This window comes from Fibrobacter sp. UWB12 (assembly GCF_900142485.1).
In the GTDB taxonomy this organism is placed as follows: Bacteria; Fibrobacterota; Fibrobacteria; order Fibrobacterales; family Fibrobacteraceae; genus Fibrobacter.
In genome coordinates, this window is sequence record NZ_FRAZ01000001.1 from 95963 (window position 1) to 114810 (window position 18848).

Below are 18848 nucleotides of genomic sequence, written 5' to 3' on the forward strand. Positions count from 1 at the left end.
GAAGAAGAACTTTGTGCAAATTTAAACGAAAATGAACTTAAAAAATTGACGTTATGCAAACAATTCCGTCGTGCAAAGTGAACTTGCGAGGTCAATCAGATAAAAGAATGGTCTAAAGTGTGTAGAAAATTTTTTCCGTGCACTGCGTAAAACAATCAAAGATCCGCCTTTCTATCTCGCAACCCTAACGCTCTTCATCTTGCCTGTGGTGCGGTTCCGCAAGAAGTAGATGCCCGAGGTTTTTACGGTGCCGGCAGACTTGAGCATTACAGCGGCATCGCTAAAGCCGTATGCCGAAAGCCTTCCCAAGCGTACGCCTTGCACGTCAAACACATCGTAATTCTGGAGCGTGTTCTGCTCTAGGCGAAGCTTGCTGCCGAAATTTCTGCCATTATCGCCAATGCCTTCCGGTTTTTCCAAAGCGATTGAATCCAACGAATCCAGCGGGTGTGTCGGAATGCCCAGGGGCCACATGTTCTTGCTGTCTGCCCAGTGCTTAATGAAATATTGTTCAAGCCAGTCCATAGCGGGGCGATTATTTCCATTTTTGATGAGGCCTGTATTTGTGGGGCTCATTCGCGGCGTTTCCCCGTAAATGTAGCCCCAGAGAGTGACTCCCGCAACATATTCCGATTCCATGAAAACGGGAATATGTTCTGCAAAGCAAGCTTTCTGAAGGTTGTCATCATCCGTACCGATGCTGTATTCTGTAATGAACAAGGGAATCTTTATCTTGTCGTAAATTTTTTGAATGCCGTCCCGTATTGTACTCCCGGCAATGCACTTTATCTCAGGGCCTGAACCTTGGATCATCCAGTTTGCTGCCTGCAATCCAAATGCATCGATAGCCGCATTTTGTTCTTGAAGTTTCAGAATGAGATTAACCGTCGGATCGTTTTCCCAACGCATTTCGTCATAATCGTTGTAAATCAATTTAGCGTAAGGCCAGCGTTTACGAGCCATATTGAAGGCCGTGGCCACAAACTTGTAGTCGCCATCATCGCCGCCGAGAGCCTCGATTACGTTGTTGTAGGCATCAAATCCGGAATGATAGTGACCTGTGCTATTACGGACGGCTCCATCGACAACTTCAATCTGGTAAATTTCGGGATAATGCTTGGCAACGGCGTCAAACCAAGCCGTAATGGCTTCCTTGGTTTCGTTCACGTCGAGCCCATTCAGCCAATGTGGCAAATGCGTCCCTTTCAGCAGATTGCGAAACTTGAAGGGCATGCGAGTATCCCATCGATTTAAAACAGTCCACTGATGAACGGCGTCGCATTTAGAAAAATCGTAATTGCCGCGTTCCTTTTCGACGGCAATCCATGTGCACGCGTTATCCGTTGTAATTTCATTCCAGTAGTCCTCATAATCTTCGGGAATGGATTGACCATCGACAATGACATTACCTAGACGTTTTTCTGCACCGTTGGCAAGGCCTAGCATATAGCGACGAACTCTCGAATCCTTGAAATATTCCTTGAGCCAAGTCATTGCCGGGCGGTCAACGCCGTTTTTAATAAGGCCGGAATTACCCTCCTCCAACCAAGTTTTGCCGTAAATGTAGCCCCAAAGGGTAATGCCCTTCACGTATTCTGTTTCCATCAAGAGCGGAATATGCTCTATGTAGCACTTTTTCTGAAGATTATCGTCCTTGTCTCCGACATCGTATTGTGTAATGTATATGGGAAGGCCTGTTTGTTCGTGTGCATCGTTAAGTGCGCGTTTGAGGACGGAGAAATGCAAGCACTTGCGTTTGCCGCTCCCTTGTGTGGTTGTTTCGTGAAACTGCATTCCAAAGGCATCAATCGGCGCACCCTGGGCCTTGATTTTCTTAACAAGGTCTATGGCTAGCTCCTTATTCCATTGGATTGTATTGTAGTCATTGTAAATTAGGATGGCTTTGGGCCAGCGTTCACGTGCCATTTTAAAAGCCGTGACCACGAATTCGTAGTTTCCGCTATCGCCGCCAAGGGCTTCAACCAGATTGCTGTTGGTATATCCAGAGTGATAGTTGTTGTTGTTGATTTTGACGGCTTCGTTTACCACTTCAATCATTTCGAGGTCGGGATAACGTTCTTTAACCGCATCAATCCAATCAGTCCAAGCCTTTTTTGTTTCGCTAGCGTCGAGAGTCTTTCCCAACCACTGCGGCTTTTGCGAACCCCACAACAGGGTGTGAAACGAGAAAATAGCCTTGTTCTTTCTTGCCCAATTATAGGCGAGGTCGCAACCGGTCCAATCGTATTCACCACGTGTTTTTTCGACATAGCCCCAAACGCACCCGTTCTCGGCAGTAATCTGGTTCCAGTAGGTGCCAAAATCTTCGGGGATTTCGCCAAAAACGGGAATGTTGCCCAAAAACTTGGACGCGCTGTCGGCCAAGGCCGCAAACGAAAAAGTTGATGACGCAAGGACAAATGTCAAGGCCTTAAATATTTTTGAAAACATACTCATTGCGACCCCAGTTTTTTTTAGGTTATAGCACGTAATAATAAAATACCTCGAAAAAGTAGGAATGTCCTTCTTGGACTAAAAACATCCATTGACAAAACATCTATGGCCCTAATAAGTTATGTGTTCTAGCGAACTTTTGTATATTTCGTTTTGGTTTAATTTTTGCTAGGTACTATTATCAAACAGCTCTTTAAAAATCCGTTTATCTTGATTACGTCTGTGGCGTTCTTGCTGCAAACGTTGATGCTCGTTCTTTTCTACGCCTTGCCAGATCCGCTAGGCCTTTCGATGTCCGAAATGTTTGCGGGTAAAACGATTTGGCAAGTTTTTATGGCGTATGGCGCTATCCTTGTGATGTCCTCCATCTTCGCGTTTTTGAAGAGTCCGCGGGCGCTTGCTGTTTTTTACATTCTCTATTTTTTCTTTGCAATTGCAGATTACGAGATTTTCCGCTTTAATCACCAGCGCCTTTCGTATTCTTTTATTCGCACCTATTTCCATTTTTCGAATATTACGGATGCAACGACGGTTTCGACGCTTGGGGGCGATGGTGTAGGAACGTTCCTTTGGGTTGGTCTTGTGTTCTTGATTTTGGCAGGTGGCATCGCGTTTTGCGTGACGTATTCGATTCGTCAAAGACGCATGACCATGATGGAAAAGCGTATCGCAAAGCTCTCAGATAAGAAAGTCCCTGTGACCATGCTTGCTTCGGGAATTGTTCTTTCTGTGATTCCTTTGATCTTGTTTATTGTCGGTGCTCGTGGCATTACGAATTTCCCATTTCAAATCGATTGGCGCTTTACGCTTGGGAAATACACGCTGACTGCCCCGGTTCTGCATATTGCAGGGCTTGAAACGTTTGAATTCATGCGCGATGGCTATTCTATTACGGATGAACTCGTCCATGACCTCGATGCCTTTTTGCCTGCTGATTTTGCAGGGGCTCGTTCAAATGCGGAATTTCCTGGATACCGCAATGCTCCGACGCATGAATACAAGGCTACAAAATCGTACAACATTGTTTTCATTTTCGGAGAATCTTACAAGGGCCGAGTGCTGAACCAGATGCTCGAAGGCGATACCTCGATTGCTCCGAACTTGTGGAAAATGGCATCTTCTGTAGGCGGGCTTTGGTTCAAGAATGCATATAGCGGTAGCTATCCGACCGTGCGCGGGACAACTTCGACCTATCTCGGGTTCCCTTCGCACCCGAATCGCGACGTGCCGGCGTTCTATGCATCGAACCATTTTAAAGGCTTCCAGGAATATCTGACAAATTACCATCGTGCATACATGACGGTTTCGAACCCTGTTTTTGACCATACATTGCCTTTTGTGGAACGTTTTTATGGCGACAATTGGCGCGTTATTGAAGATCCGAAAATTCCGGGAACGTCAGACAGTCTCGGGATGGACCTTGCAATAGAATTGCTTAAGACGATGCCTGCCGATAGCGCTTGGTTCCTGGCCGCAAATACAATTGCAACGCATATTCCGTTCTACGGTTACCCGGACAGTTACGCTGCAAAACCCGAAGATGCTATGGTGCGTTTCAAGAATGCATTACGTTATACGGATGAACAAATGGGCCGATTCTTTGAAGCGCTGTATGCAAGGCCTGATTTCGAACGTACGGTTGTCGTGATTCTCGGTGACCATGATACACCTGTAGATTCCATTGATTACAAAGTGCCGCAACCGCTTGGAGTTTCTGCTGCACAGATTTTCATGGGAATTTTCTCGCCGGATACCACGCTCTTTAAGGGACTTGAAATTCGCGAAGATGTGGCTTCGCAGCTCGATATTGGCCCCACGATTTTGGATTTGGCACAAGTCCGCGCTCCGAACCATTTCTGGGGTTATGACTTGCTTACCGAAAAACGACCGGCAGAGCAGCCCGCGCTATTCTATACCCAAAATGCTTACTATCTCGGTTTCCGCGATTCCGTGCTGACGGGAGGCCTGGAATCCGATGAAGTGTACAAGGGAAAAAATGGCTCGTTTGAGCATGTTTCGGATTCCTTGTCGCTTTCGTGGAAGTCGCATGCCGTCGGGGCAAGCAAAGTCTTGCGTTCCCTTTTGCGCAACGACAATATGTTGCCCCATTAATCTCTCTTTTTCGCTGTTCATCGGAAATTGGGAACGGCCTAGTTTAAGTGGCGTGGGAATATTAATATATTTTCACGCATGAATACGAAAAAATCATTTGCTGAAAAATTTTCCAAGTGGTATATCCCTCTCATTTGCCGTCATAAGTATGCGGCCTTAGCTTTTTATATTCTCCTTGCGCTCCTCCTCGCGTTCCCGATTCTCGTGAAGCCGGGGCTCAAACTGGATGCGGATCTTTCGCACCTATTGCCCGAAGATACCCCGAGCGTGAAGGCTCTTGAAGAATCTTACGAGCGTTTCGGCAGTACCGACCGCTTCATGATTGCCATCCAGAGCGAAAGTGTTGAACTTGCCGCCGCTTTGCAGGACTCGATTCAAAATTACATCCACAAAAATTGGCAGGGCGATTTTGTTTCCACGCAGGTGGATAACGATAACCAGTTCTTCAAGGACAACGCGCTTTTGTACCTCCCGGTCAAGCACCTTGAAAACATCCGCGATAACCTCGAAGATTTGCAGCTCGAAATTGGCCGCAAGAATGGCCCGCTCGTAGTCGATTTGCTCGGCGATGGTCCGGCGGATTCTGCGTCATCGGGCGATGCCTCTGCAAAAAAAGAACGTGTCTGGTTTGATGCGAATTTGCCGATGGAACTAGGTCTTCCCGAAGAAGCGGTGAGTGCATTCGATGCATTCTTTAAAAAGAAGGAACCTGTAGAATCTGAAACGGGTAAAAAAGAATGGAACCCGAAGGCGTATTTGCCGGATAGCTTGAAAAATCGCTTGATTGGTACTCCGGAGCCGGATAGCACGGGCAAGATTCTCTTTAACGCCGTGGTGAATGCAAAGCTTATCAAGCCGTCGACCGATTATGAATTTGTGACGAAAATTTTGGCAAAGACCGATGAACTTTTGGCTTACTTCCGCGGCAAGCAATACCCGGTGCCTACGCGATTTACGGTTGAAGGTACTTACGAAGGCTTGAAGGAAGTCGATGAAGTCGCAAACGACAGTATTTTCTCGTTTGGCATAAGCCTTGTCTTGATTTTCCTCTTGACCGCGTTCTTCTTCAGGAGTGTGAAGGGCCCGATTCTCGTGACCGGCTCCGTGCTTTACGCTTGCCTCCCGACGCTTGCTTTTACCGCTCTTTTCTATGGCAAGTTGAATCCGTTTACGGTGTTCGTGGCTTCTATTATTCTAGGTATCGGCATTGACTATTCCATCCACATTTTGGGTAACGCGCAAAAACTTTTGAACAAGTACAGTTCTTTGGAAGAAGTTCTCGAAGAAACTCAGCGCAAGATGCTCAAGCCGTTCATCTTGGCAAGTTTCACGACGATTGCCGCGTTCCTTACGCTCTTGGTCGCGCATTTCCGTGGATTCTATGAATTCGGCATTGTAGCTTCGATGGGTGTCCTTTTCAGTATGATGACGTCTGTCCTTGTTTTGCCGGTATTTGTGGCATGCATGGGCGGAATCCCTGCTGCTCCGAACAATTCGCTGTTGCCCAAATCTTGGAGCGAAAAGCAAATTTATGGTTTTTTCAAGCGTTTGGCATTGATTGGCTTTGTGCTTGGCGCCGTGTCATTGTATTTTGCTCCGCATGTGGACTTTGAACACAACTTGAAGAACTTGCGCCGTGTTCATACGGATAAGGTAATCCCAGCTGCCGAAAAGAAAATTTCGACCAAGGTGACTCGCGCCACGAATCGCGCTGTGACCTCTACGCCTGCGGCGGTGATGGGTTCTAAGCCAGAACAGCTTGACAAACTTTATGACACGTTGATGATTCGACTCCATGACGAAAAGGATCCTCTGCTTGGTAGCTTCCTCACGCTCAAGAGCTTTGTGCCACCAGCCGATTCACAGGAAAAGCGCCTTGAAGTCATCGAAGAAATTCGCGACCTAGTCGAAGCGCGTGTCTTTGACAAGGCCGAAGGCGAAGATTCAACGAACGTGCAAACGCTTCGCAAGTTGGCTCAAGTGGAAAAGCCGTTCTCGGCCGAAGATGTCCCGTCTTGGACACTCGACTTGCTCCGCGAAAAGGATGGCTCATACGGCAAGATTGGCTTTATTTACGGCGACTTCCCGAGCTGGGATGCCCATGCGTTGCACCGCTTCCAGGAACGCTATGGCAACTGGAATTTTGATGGCGAACGCTTGCGCACTTTCTCGTCGCAGTTCATCCTCTCGGATGTGATCGAGTCGGTCAAGGCGGATAGCTTTAATTTGGCTTCGGTCATTGTGCTTGTCATTTTCCTTACGCTAATTGTCTCGTTCCGCAAACCGTCGATGTTCTTGGCGGGTGGCATCTCGTTTGGCATGGGCGCGCTCCTTACGCTTGGCCTGTTGGGCGCGTTGACGTACTTCTTTGAATTTGGAAAAATCAGCATCTATAACGTGATTGTGATTCCGATGACACTCGGTATTGGCATCGATGCGACTATTCACTTTATCACTTCTTGGTGCTCGAAGTCCAATGAAGGTATGAATCTTCGTCAGCTTTTTGATACGACGGGCCGTAACGTCATGGCAAGTTCCATGACGACGATTGCAGGCTTTGTCGGGTTCCTCTTTACGACTCACCGCGGTTTGCAGGGCATTGGCCATCTCGCTTGCATGGGCATCTTTATGTTCCTTGTGACAAGCGTTGTGTTCTCGATGTTCCTTTGCGGTTCTTGGTTAAAAAAGAAAGACGAAAAGAAAAAATAATGGCTGAGTTATGAGTAAGATAAATACGATTGTAGTTGCTGGCGGAACGCATGGCAACGAACGTACGGGTGTGAGTTTGGTCGAAAAGTGGCTCGCTCATCCTGAATGTTACAATACGATTTGTAAATCGGCGAAGGTAGATGTTGTACTTGCGAATCCGGAAGCGGTTCGTCTCAATCGCCGTTACCGCGACCATGATTTGAATCGCGCATTTTCGCAGACTTGTTTGGATATGTCTGTGGAACCTTCTCAGTACGAATTTCGCAGAGCACGTGAACTCAATCGACTTTACGGCCCCAAGGGTGCGGACACGCGCACGGACTTGATTTTGGACGTGCACAATACGGGCGCGAACATGGGCTATTGCTTGATTCTTTCGACCCGCGATCCGTTTACGATGAAGGCTTCGGCAGTGCTTACGCAGGAATTTGAGGATGCCTGGATTTATTACCAGCCCGAAGAACGTAGCGCTTCGCCGTATTTTGGAACAGTCGCGAAAGCGGATGTTTGCATTGAAATTGGTCCGCAACAGCATGGAACGTTGAATGCCGAAATTTTTGAACGCTCTGAAAAGCTCGTAAAACGTTATTTGGAACTTGCCGAAGAATGGAATCGCGGTGAATTGCAAAAGCGCGAACAGATTGAGGTCGAAGTTTATACGCAGTTACGCGATTTGGGTTATCCGAAGCCGCAAGGCGGTGGCGCAATTCAAGCGATGATCCACCCGGAATTGGACGGTCACGATTATCGCGAACTCAGACAAGGCGACAAGCTTTTCCGCACGTTCGATGGCAAGGATATTTTGTTCGAAGGTGAACCGGACGGACGTAGCGTCTACCCGATTTTCATCAACGAACCCGCGTACTACGAGAAAGACATCGCCATGAGCCTCACCGTGAAAACCGTTGAGAAATGGTAAGTTCGCTTTGTCACCCCGGCCTCTGTGCTCTTTGACCACTTAGAACTTTAGTTCTTATGTGGTCATGATCCGCGTATGGGGACGGGGTCGCCACATTTCCACTGCACATTCCCTTCATGCGGAAAATATTATCTTTGATGTTCAAAGGAATGACATTATGATAGACTTCGATGAATCTAGCGTGCCGAGTGCTGATTTGACTCAAGTGACGGGTGAAGAAAGCCTCAAGAACTTTATGGACATTGTTCAAGAACTCAAGGAAAAACCTTGGGATTCCCGCTTGAACGACATTCTCGATGCGTTCGAAGACTTCTTGACGATGCGTCCGGAACCGCCGCAGTCTTGGCAAGACAATTATGCTGCTAGCGGAAAGCAATTTGATTATTATCAGATTGTTTTGCCCGAAGATTTCCAGGATCCATACGAAGACGATCTCGGAAACATCAATCGCTTGCGTGGCGAATTTGCGCGCGTGCCGAGCACAATGGCTTTGGAACACGAACTCATTAGCCGCAATTATTTTATCTTTGAAAACGGCCATGCTGAACCGATTCCTGCTCCGCGCCCGATTCTGATGCTCGAAAGCAAGGATCGCGAAGATGACGAAGAACCGCAGGAAGGCGATATCACGTGGGATTGCTGCATCTCGATTTTCGCAGATGGTAGCTATGTTGCATACAACCTTGACCATGACGATGACGAAGAACTCGGCGAAGATTTCAAGGTCGTTTTTGAAAAGCACATCAAGACACTTTCGAAGTTGCAACTCGTGATTCCCGTGGAAGGCCGCGACTACGGCATTCTCCGCAGCGACGCATAATCGCTTATTGCGTTTGTCATCCTGAGCTTCGCGAAGGATCCTGTCAAATCTAGAGTTTAAGACTCGTCATTCTCACGAAGTTGATTGTCAAAAGCGAATTTAAATGGAACTGTTAGAAACAGAAATCTACCTGCGTTACAAGCAAATTATTGAATCGCAAACGGCATATTCCCTTACATGTCATCCCGGACTTGTTCCGGGATCGCCTTTTCATCGCGAAAAAGAAAGTGTTCAACCACGTCATGTTCACATGGCGGATTTGCTAGACCATTACGACGTTTTTTGCTTTGATGGCTATGGCACTCTCTACAATCGCGATAGATTTGTTTATCCCGGTGCAATGGAATGGTTTCTGTCGCTCCGCCGTGCAGGTAAAACTCTCCGCTTAGTGACAAATGCTGCTTCCGATGTTGATGGTGTTTTGGCTCGTGCTGCAGAAAAGCGAGGCTTTGACTTTTCGACGGAGGAAACGATTTCGTCGGGAAGTTTGTTGCAGAATCTTGTGGAACAATTGCGTTCGGGAATCGTGAAAAATGCGGCTGGAACTGTGGACAGAATCGTAAGTGGTACTGCCGCGCTATATAGGTCTGCGAAACAGCTTGAATTGCGTGAAGTCTATTACATTGGCCGCGAAACGGGCAAAAATGTTTTGGCTGCTTGTGGTATTACTGCGGTCGCGATGGATGCTGAACCTGCCGAGCCGATTGTGGCAATCTCGTCTGCGAAGGATACGCCTGAGACGTACGCGCGTGCGGTCAAGATTTTGCAGAAACCGGGTGCTGTTTTGCTAGTGCTCAATTCGGATGCTTGGGCTCCGAAAGTTCCTGATGAAAATGGTGTGACTGTTCGCGAGCCTGTTTCGGGTGCGCTCTCAGAACGCTTGCGTCGTGATTCTATGTGCGAGGCTAATGGGGGAGAAGGTTGTGCAACTTATTATTTGGGCAAGCCATTCCCGCAGATTTGGGAGTGTGTCAAAGCTTCGTTTCCGGTGGGTTCTCGCGTGCTGATGATTGGCGATACGCTTGGAACAGATGTGTATGGTGCAAAAATTGCGGGCTTTGATAGTGCTCTTGTTGTGGGGCGAAATGTGCCTGCAACAGAATTAGATGCTGACGAAGCTGCGCTTGGAATCAGGCCTGATTATTATTTGGAACCGTAAAATAAAAGAACCAAGCTTGCGCATTTATTTTATCACAAAAAATTCGCCCATCGTTTCTTTATAGATGTTTCCGTAATTTTTTACGTTATACAGTTGTACGTGAGAACCTGAAATCTTACTTGCAATCTCGATATACATATCTCTTAAGGAGGCGTCGGGCGCTTCATTCAATAGCTCCGTAAAGCCACGAGTAAAACTGTTAGTCAAGTAGACTCCCATTTCTTCGTTTCGTTCATCGGCCTTGCTTGTTTCATAAGGTGATGCCGCAGTCAAAAAAATGATACCAGGGAGCTTTGCTTGTTCCGCTGTTTCTCCGAGACCTCCACTATAGCAGGCTTCTACGGCAACTAGTACCTTGCGGTGCGGAATCTGTTTTATCAGAGAAATAATCTGTTCGTAACTGATTTTATTTTTGCCATATTCCAAATAACCAGGAATTCCGTGTCCACTCCAGAATACAAAAACATTGTCAGTTGATTTGGCCTGAATCACCTTGGGTAAACTTTTGCTTGATTTCCCTGTTAGAACATCCTTCATTTTTTGTGGATCAAGTGAACTTAATTTGTAATCAATCACGTTGGGCTCATACACGTTGCCGCCATCTAAGCGGACAAATAATTCTCCGGGGTAGGGGTTCTGTTCATGATTCACAAGATCGTCTTCGGCAATCACGATAATGTGATCGTCATCGTAACCCATTTTTTTGAGTTTTTGGTAAAAGGCAAAGATGTCTGCTTGAAAACGGTAATTTGCCCAGCCAGAAGATGCCGCCACCAAAAGCGCCCAGTGTTTTGAAACATCTGCATAAGAAATATTCGTATCCGCATTATTGAAAAAACTCGTATCCACATTGGCTTTAAAAATTTCCAGCCAATTGTCCTGCGGATTCACCGAATGCTTTGAATTATCGTTGCTGGTAAAATCATTTGTCACATATTTATGATTAGCAATATTCCACCCACGATATACGGAACCGCTTACGCTGTTGTCCCTATTTTGGAAAGTCCATGAACTTGACACACCCGCTAAATCAGGCAAGTGGCCGTTTTGCAGCGCCAAGAAGTTTTCCTGCATTCCTGCAACCATCCAATCGCCACCGACACCATCTCTTCCTTCTAGCACCGCTCTAATGGATTCGTTCAACTCTAGACCCGACGAAATGGAATAAGAAGCTGCATATGCTAAGATATACAGGGCGTCAAAGAAATGAGCCTCGCCATTGAGGATTCCTTCGTTGAAGTGTTCATGATAAGCTTGAGCAAAACCCGATTCGGGCCTTGCATATAAATCAAAGCCACGGTAAAAATCATAGTGAAGTTTATTCACGATAGAATCTGAGACGAAGTTGCTGGAACATATCACGCGAATTCCTCCGCGTGAAACCACATCTTGTCGATATAGCTCATCATCAAAGGCAAGTGCCATTTTGTCATTGTAAGGCTCAAACAGCAGAACGCTGTACTGGTTTTTACGGTCCAGATAATTTTGCACAAGCGTTCTCAATTCAGTCTCGTCATTATAAAGGAAAATCCTATCAATTTTCAAGTCAAATTCTTCGGCCATAAAGCCAAGCCAGTCCACATAAGAACTGACAAGGTTCCCGTTCAATTCGCTAGAAGGCGCCAAAAGTGTAAGCTCTAATTTTTCTGCAAACGCTCCTATTGAAAAGCTCGCCAAATGCGAGAATGCCGATTCTATCAGCATAAAATCATTTTCGACTAAGTTCCACAGGTTCGGCATATTGGCAAAGGTTCGCTGGTATTCCACATTCGAGGACTTCGGTGATAGAATCGGTTTTGTGCTTTGTTTCAAAAGTTCCGCCATGCGGTACGCCTTGTCTGATTGCGTAGGGCCAACAATGGCCACATAGTCTGTGTCGTGCGCAATCTTTTCCATGTAGGAGTCGATATCGGCATCATCCTGGTTTTTAAATTCCAGCTGTAGTTTTACTTTTTGGTCAAGTCCAGCCTGAGCTTTTTCAATATTTTCCAAAGCCCACTCGGCACTGCGTTTCCAGCGGGGCATTTCAGAAGTCGTAGCCATGACGGCGACTTTAAAATTTTGCGTATTGACATCGGACTTGGCCGAGAAAGAATTGTCGGAGCACGCACAAAGACAAAGCAATGTAACAAACAATAACGAAAGAAGACTATTTCTTGGCATGGCGAGCCTCCTCGCTAACAGCTTCATCATAATATTTGTCATGGCGGGCTTCAAAGTTTTTCGTATCGCCAAAATTTTTGTTGAATACAATCGCCGTGGCGCCATCCCCCAGGCCCAAAGAACGGAAACGTGGCCATTCCTTACCCGAAAGCCATTCTTCCAGATAGCGCACCACGATTTCCTTGATGGAAATCGTCAGCGTAAAAGGCACCTTGGGCAAAACCCCGCTCTGGTCAACATCCATTCCAATCATGAAATGACCCGTATTCGGTAAATCAATCATTGCACGGCGCGCCCCCTTGATGGCTCCCCCTAGCAGCGGAAATATGGCTGAAGGTCTATCAGCGTCTAGAAAAAAATTCAGGACCGAGTACGTCGCCATGTAGGCAAATTCGATGTTGTTAAAAGCCGCTTCGTCATTTTCAGTTTCAGACACATAAATCAGCTGTAGCGAATCTTTCACCGTCTTATGTGCTTCATAACCTTTCTTAAAGCCGTTTATGGATGTTTCGAGGGTCGCAAATCCAGGAGCCGCCGCCAAAATGAGACATGGGTTTATGCCTAAAATCGCACCGGACAAGTAACTAGCCCCGTAGCGGTCGATAGAAAAGGAATAGACGTTTTGCGGGAGTTTCGCAGAATCGGCTTCAAATAGTAAGATTTTGTTTCCATCCCCCGTAAAGTGGGCGTCGAGCTTTTGCGCTAACCCCATGTATTCCGAAGAAGCTAATATGAGCAGCGAGGAATCTGTATCGGCATTTTTTTTGAGCCACGATTTTACAAGAGAGTCTGCTTCGTCTATGGATTCTGGCTGTATCAAGCGAAATGGAACCCCATGATTTTCGGAGAGCCTAAAAAGTCCAGCCAATATCTGGTCATTGTAACTGTTATCGCCGATACCGTTGATGCTTGCAATCAACGTGATTTTTGCAATTCCCGAATTTTTTTCGGAAACACCAACAGATTCGCTATCGGAACAAGCGAATAGAAAAAGCAAAAATAATCCAAAAATAAATCTAACCATCATTGTCTTAAAATGAGAAATATTCCCCCTTGCGGGGGAACTTTCTAGTTTGTTAATTCTCTAGTAAATCACATTAGCTGTCTTTTTTTTCTGTCTTAGTGGGGGCTACGACACCGAAGTCAGACAAGATGCTGGAGCCATCCATATAGTCTTTGAGTTTTTTCTTGCGGTCCACAGCTTCTTTACCGAGACTTTCGTCGATCAGCTCGTAGAGCGGTAGCAGACGTTTGCCAGAGAAATCGATAAGCGTTGCGTTTTCGGCGAGTGACGATTTCCAAGCATTCACATCATCCTTCTTCAAGATTTTGGAATCCGTAATCTTCAACGCCTTATCGGCATCGCCACCGGACACCGTCACCTTGATGTTCAGTTCGTCATATTCTTCTTCGTAGCTTTCATATACATCTTCGTCTACGAAAGCTTCTGCGTTAAATGCATTACCGTATTCTGCCTCTACATAATCAATAAGTTCAAATTTGTAGGCATGTTCGGATGCCATAGCTTGACGGATACGGCCTCCTAGCGTAGCGCCCAACACAACGTGAGTTCCGTAACGCTGAATCAATTTCTTGAAACCGGCATTATCGCTCGGGAATTTCTTGTCGATGCCGTTAATGGCATTATAGGCAGATTTTTTCATATTGGTGGTTATGGCGTCATCCAAATCGCTTTCTTCAAAGTCGACCGATGTTACGGCAACATTGACATAGGCTACTGCAAGTTCAATGAATTCATTTTCATACGTCCAATCAGTAAACGCTGTTTCGTATTCGCCAGAGAACCAGCCTGCATCAAAACTGATACCGCCCCATTCATCTAACCACTCTTCATATTCGTAAAAGCCCGAACCATACCATCTAAGGAAATCAACCTTAACATTGGTGGGGCTTTGCGAAATTACTTCATCTTCGATCAAGGTCTTGGTGTCAAAGATTTCGGCCTTGAGTGATCCGTAATCGGCATAAGCACCGGTAAGGGCGTCGTAGCCATAGCCAACGGCATAGATCTTGTTCGATTTCGACAACACGCTTGCATTATCATCATAGTCGCCACTATACTTCTGTACTATGGTAATGGTCTTGTTTAGTGATGTGTCTTCAGGGTACACAAAGCGCAGGTTTCCTGAAAAACGATCATCCATATCGTTCAAGCCCAAGCGAATTTTGACGGTTGCGTCGCCTTCGCCCGAAATCTGGCTAATGGACTGGATGAACTTCGTTTCGTCTTCGATTTTCCATTTGCCGTCGGCCACGATCTTAAAATCGTAGGTGCTGTCCTTCATGTCGAACACCAATGTGTCGCCGGCAGTCTTGCCTGTCACTTCGACTGCAATGGAGTTCACGTTCCCCCCGCTAGGAGAGCTTGAGTCGGAACATGCGACAAGACCTGCGGTCATTGCGCATATGAGAGAAAATTCTACAGAGAATTTCTGAGTTTTTGAGTAATTCATGATTTCCCTCCTTCTTAAGAAAGGTTTTTTGGCGCTTGTGCGCTTTCTGATTGTAAAATATTTTTTTTGATAAGAAAGTCAATAATAATTGTAATAAAATTGTATCAAAATTTGAATATTCCAAGTTGGAGCATTTTGGAAAAAAAGAGGTTGCGCCTTGTTTCTCTTATTTCGAGCGTCAACAGGGTTTGATTCGTCGCCAGTCACCGCTTCGCGGCTGGCTCCTCACCCTAACGGGCTTATCGCTTGCGCGATAATTCCAAAATTCGCTCTTCGGACTTCGTCCATGGTCGAATTTTGTGTTTGCCCGCAATATTCCTTGCTGGCGCAAGGTTGCGGTCAAACCCTTCGGGCTTGCACTCGCTTCACTCGTGTCAAGCGCAAAATTTGTCTCTTCGCACTTCGTGCATGAGTCAAATTATGCGACCCCTCTTCTCGGGTTCTCGACCCACTTATATCACTAGTAAAATAAAAGACCAGGCCTTCGACCTGATCTTTTATTTTAGAGCGGGAAAAGGGTCTCGAACCCTCGACATCGACCTTGGGAAGGTCGCGCTCTACCAACTGAGCTACTCCCGCGTGGGTAGCCTTAATTTAGTAAAATTGGGGGGCTTGTAAAGGGATGCCTTCTTTTTTTCTATTATTAGAATATGCAAAATCTTAAGTTTAAATCTGTTTGTGGCGTAGTGGCGCTCGTTTGTCTTGTATCGACGAATATTGCATGGAGCGAGGGGGAAAAGCGTGGCTTTTTTGATAGCTTCACAAATTTCTTTACGCCGACGGGTTCAATCAAAGGTGAAGGCCCGGTTTATGATGAACTTAAGGGTGTCGAATCTCAAATCGATAAGATTGAAGTCCAGTATTCTAGAGAACGCCGTCCGGGCAACAAGACTCGTTATCGCAAACAGCTGGATAGCCTCCGCAATGTCCGTGATTCTTTGATTACGGTGATTGAGAAAAAACCTACATCATCAGCTGCGATTGCAACTTCTTCGAGTGCTAATGTTGCGCAATCAAGTGCAGCCCTTTCAAGTGCGGCGCAGTCTAGTTCTTCTGTGGCTGCTCCTGCGCCGGCCGCGAATTCCTCATCTGCGGCGGTTCCCGCTAGCTGTGCTGCAAATGTTGTTTGCTCTCGCGATACAGTCTTTGTTCACGATACACTTGTCGTGCGCGATACCGTCGTGATTCACGATACTTTATACGTTGTTCTTGCGAACAAGCCCGAAGCTTCGCCAAAAGCGGCTCAGAAAGGCAATAAAAAAGCGAAGACTGCTCCTGCGAAAGAATAGTGCTTAGATCCTATCGCCTTTGGCTCCAGGATGACTGTGGAGACGTTTAGTCAATTGCTTTTGTCACTTTGGAACCGTTAGGTGATAGAGTCCATAATGTTTTTTAATGAAAATGCGCGGCTTTTCAGTCTGTCACCCCGCACTTGTTGCGGGGTCGCCTTTTTAGAAAAATGCGCGGCTTCTCGGCCGCGCTTCTCTGTACTCGTCATCCTGAACCCTGTAAGGGTGAAGGATCCAGTGATTTCTTGCTGTTGTATTATTCCTTAATCGTATATCCCGAGCGGAAATTCTCGATCAAGCAACTGCTGATGCTCACGCTCGTATCGTATTCGGGAATGTCCTCGCGTTTGACCCATGTGGCGCAAGCGAGTTCCGCCTCTTGCATGTGAATGGTTGAATCGCCATCAAGTTCGGCTGTGTAGCCCGAGATGAGCGATTCCGAGAACGGCCACGGTTGGCTGCCAAAGTACTTGATATTCTTCACGCGAACGCCTGCTTCTTCAAGAACTTCGCGCTTGACTGCCTGTTCGAGCGATTCGCCAATTTCCACAAATCCCGAAATGAGGAACATGCGCGTCTTGTCCGGATTGTCCAAATTGCGAGCCATTAAAAGCTCGTTGCCATTGTGAACAGCGACAATCACGACCGGCGAAATCTTGGGATAGACGGTGTTCTTGCAGCTGGGGCAAATCATGGAACGTTCTTTGGTTCCACGCTTCATGAGACATCCGCATTTACCGCAGAACTTGTTCAAACTTTCCCATTTGGCAATGTGTGCCGACGTGGCGCCACCGAGGCGTTCCAAATGGCTTTCAAGCGTGCGGAACGTGCGATTGCCACGGAATTCGTAACCTTCTGGAATTTCAGGCAAGTTCGAATTACACAAGAAATAAGCATCACCATCGATGCTAATCAAGTAATGACATTCACATTGCGGAAACTCGCTCACACGCGGAATGTCGAAGTTGTCGCCTGCCTTCTTGAAAAGCGTTTGTTCGCCATTGAAAATAATCAAGTAATCAGTGGGCTTCGGTGCAATGTCTTTAAATTCGTTATCTAACTTGTGCGGTGCAATTTCGTGAATCATAGGATATTTTATTTCTTATTGAAAAATTTTTTGGCGGTCGAGACGCCTACGAATGAAAATAGAATTCGTGCAATCATTTTGGGGGCGCTATGAACCTGCGGGTAGATGTTGCGCGCGTTACGGACAATCCACACAAACCATAGCGGTGATAAAAACGCATGGCTAAAGCGTAATTCCAGGAACTGAATGAACTTGACCAAAAATTGGCGGCTCTCGTTTGGCAGTTTTTCGAAAACGCTTGAACCTCTTACAGCCTTTGCCCATTGCAAGTTCGTCTGGAGCTTTTCACTCCAAGTCTTGTTGCCTTCGCCGATGGCGTTGCTCTCATGAATGCGGTATTGGATGACTTTATCTGCGATGGCGCGGTAACCGTTTTCTGCGGTTGCGCAAAGCGTAATCCACTGGTCGTGAACGGGAACGTCTTGCGGAATCGGTAGCGCAGTTTTCAATAGCCCCGCCTTGAAAGCAACCATGCAACCGGTCACGTTCGTGTATCCGGTGAGGAGCGCCTGCTGGCTTAGTTGCTCGACCGTTTCAGCTTTCTTTCGCCAAGACGAATCCGTGACTTTGCCTTCTCCATTGATGATTTCGGCATCGCCAAAAATCATGGAGTTCTCGCCAATCTTTTGACTCATCACTTCTAATTTATTCGGAAGCCAATGGTCATCCTGGTCGGCAAGGAAAATTAAATCGTCATCTTCGAGTAGGGCAGTGGCTTTCTCTAACGCCGTCGAGAATGCGGCACGATGCCCTCTGTTCTTTTCGAACTTTGTAATTTCAAGGGGGAGCTTATCCTTGTAACGTTCCAAAATTTCGCATGTAGAATCTTTGGAACCATCATCCACTGCAATGATAACGTCGGCAGGTTTCGTCTGCGCGACCAAAGAATCTAGCATTTCGCCAAGATACTTTTCGCCGTTATATGTTGCGAGTGTGATGCAAATTTTCATGCTTTACGCCTAACGCCAAAGGATATGCCACGCAAGGTAGGCACGGTATGCAATTCTAAAGTAAAGGCTGTTCGTGCTCTTGCCACCCGTGAACGAAACTGTGTTTTCGTGACGGCGGTAAAGCTGCAAAACTTCGTCTTGGTAGCCGCACTTGAAATGCTTTTGGGCATAGTACGAGACCCACAAATCATGCGCGACAACTTTCGGCGGGAACGGCATGCAAGCGTCTTTCACCTGCTTGGTAAAGCACATGCAAGCGCCGAGCCAGCAATTGTTGATGATGTTTCGCAAGAGCGATTTTTTCATCGGCCATTTTTCGTCGTAATGGCGTTCCTTGATCACGTTCAAGTTGGCATCGACGAGCGAGCAGTTGCAAAGAATCGTGTCGTAGCCGCCTTCCGTGAGGAACTTTTCCATCTTGTCGAGCTTGCCCGGCAACCAGACGTCGTCTTGGTCGGCAAAGTAAATCAAGTCGCCCGTGGCCTCTCGCATGGCGTTTTCAAAGTTGTGCGCTACGCCGTGATTTTCGTTGTGGAAAATTTTGATGCGTGGATCGTTGTAGCTTTCAACGATTTTCAGAGTGTCGTCTTTTGAGGCGTCGTCAGAAACGATGAGCTCGTCATCTTCTCTAAGTTGCGGAACAATGCTGTCCAGCTGTTCCTTGATGTATTTGGCGCCATTGTAGGTCGCCATGCAAATGCTTCTTCTCATA

General features: G+C 46.6%; 13 protein-coding genes and 1 tRNA gene. 6 read left to right on the forward strand and 8 right to left on the reverse strand.

The window, feature by feature from the left end; translation table 11 throughout:
* Positions 1–171: 171 nt before the first annotated feature.
* Positions 172–2451 (reverse strand): endo-1,4-beta-xylanase, encoded by a 2280-nt coding sequence (locus tag BUA34_RS00365; protein WP_254794252.1) that lies wholly within the window; start codon positions 2449–2451, stop codon positions 172–174.
* A 168-nt stretch (positions 2452–2619) separates the two neighbouring features.
* Here BUA34_RS00365 and BUA34_RS00370 point away from each other — a divergent pair, with 168 nt between their 5' ends.
* From BUA34_RS00370 to BUA34_RS00390, 5 genes are all read left to right on the forward strand, one after another.
* Positions 2620–4566 carry an LTA synthase family protein gene (locus BUA34_RS00370; RefSeq protein WP_254794253.1) on the forward strand — a complete coding sequence of 649 codons (1947 nt, stop codon included), beginning with the start codon at positions 2620–2622 and terminating at the stop codon, positions 4564–4566.
* A gap of 78 nt (positions 4567–4644) precedes the next feature.
* Positions 4645–7275, forward strand: a complete 2631-nt coding sequence (locus BUA34_RS00375) for an efflux RND transporter permease subunit (protein WP_072826774.1) — start codon at positions 4645–4647, stop codon at positions 7273–7275.
* A 10-nt stretch (positions 7276–7285) separates the two neighbouring features.
* Complete coding sequence (locus BUA34_RS00380; RefSeq protein WP_072826775.1) at positions 7286–8194, forward strand: aspartoacylase; 909 nt, start codon at positions 7286–7288, stop codon at positions 8192–8194.
* A 157-nt stretch (positions 8195–8351) separates the two neighbouring features.
* Positions 8352–9014 (forward strand): hypothetical protein, encoded by a 663-nt coding sequence (locus tag BUA34_RS00385; RefSeq protein WP_072826776.1) that lies wholly within the window; start codon positions 8352–8354, stop codon positions 9012–9014.
* Positions 9015–9117: 103 nt separating this feature from the next.
* Entirely contained in the window at positions 9118–10173 is a 1056-nt protein-coding gene (locus BUA34_RS00390) for an HAD-IIA family hydrolase (protein ID WP_072826777.1), read from the forward strand.
* 24 nt (positions 10174–10197) lie between these two features.
* On the opposite strand, the gene BUA34_RS00395 is transcribed toward BUA34_RS00390, so the two are convergent.
* From BUA34_RS00395 to BUA34_RS00410, 4 genes are all read right to left on the reverse strand, one after another.
* Positions 10198–12336 (reverse strand): C13 family peptidase, encoded by a 2139-nt coding sequence (locus tag BUA34_RS00395; RefSeq protein ID WP_072826778.1) that lies wholly within the window; start codon positions 12334–12336, stop codon positions 10198–10200.
* Positions 12323–13333: a type 1 periplasmic-binding domain-containing protein gene (locus tag BUA34_RS15665; RefSeq protein WP_139255842.1), complete on the reverse strand. Its 1011-nt coding sequence runs from the start codon at positions 13331–13333 to the stop codon at positions 12323–12325. Before BUA34_RS15665 ends, BUA34_RS00395 begins: the two co-directional genes overlap by 14 nt.
* 100 nt (positions 13334–13433) lie before the next feature.
* Entirely contained in the window at positions 13434–14810 is a 1377-nt protein-coding gene (locus BUA34_RS00405) for an MAC/perforin domain-containing protein (protein WP_072826780.1), read from the reverse strand.
* 506 nt (positions 14811–15316) lie between these two features.
* Positions 15317–15389, reverse strand: a tRNA-Gly gene (locus BUA34_RS00410).
* Positions 15390–15460: 71 nt separating this feature from the next.
* On the opposite strand from BUA34_RS00410, the gene BUA34_RS00415 reads away from it, so the two are divergent.
* On the forward strand, positions 15461–16099 hold the full coding sequence (locus tag BUA34_RS00415; RefSeq protein WP_072826781.1) for a hypothetical protein: 639 nt from the start codon (positions 15461–15463) through the stop codon (positions 16097–16099).
* 256 nt (positions 16100–16355) lie between these two features.
* On the opposite strand, the gene nudC is transcribed toward BUA34_RS00415, so the two are convergent.
* From nudC to BUA34_RS00430, 3 genes are read right to left on the reverse strand one after another with little or no spacing between them, the layout of a single operon-like run.
* Positions 16356–17186 carry an NAD(+) diphosphatase gene (gene nudC, locus BUA34_RS00420; RefSeq protein WP_072826782.1) on the reverse strand — a complete coding sequence of 277 codons (831 nt, stop codon included), beginning with the start codon at positions 17184–17186 and terminating at the stop codon, positions 16356–16358.
* An 8-nt stretch (positions 17187–17194) separates the two neighbouring features.
* Positions 17195–18136: a glycosyltransferase gene (locus BUA34_RS00425; RefSeq protein WP_072826783.1), complete on the reverse strand. Its 942-nt coding sequence runs from the start codon at positions 18134–18136 to the stop codon at positions 17195–17197.
* A 9-nt stretch (positions 18137–18145) separates the two neighbouring features.
* A complete protein-coding gene (locus tag BUA34_RS00430) occupies positions 18146–18847 on the reverse strand; it encodes a glycosyltransferase family 2 protein (RefSeq protein WP_072826784.1) in 702 nt (233 codons plus the stop codon).
* Position 18848 lies beyond the last annotated feature (1 nt).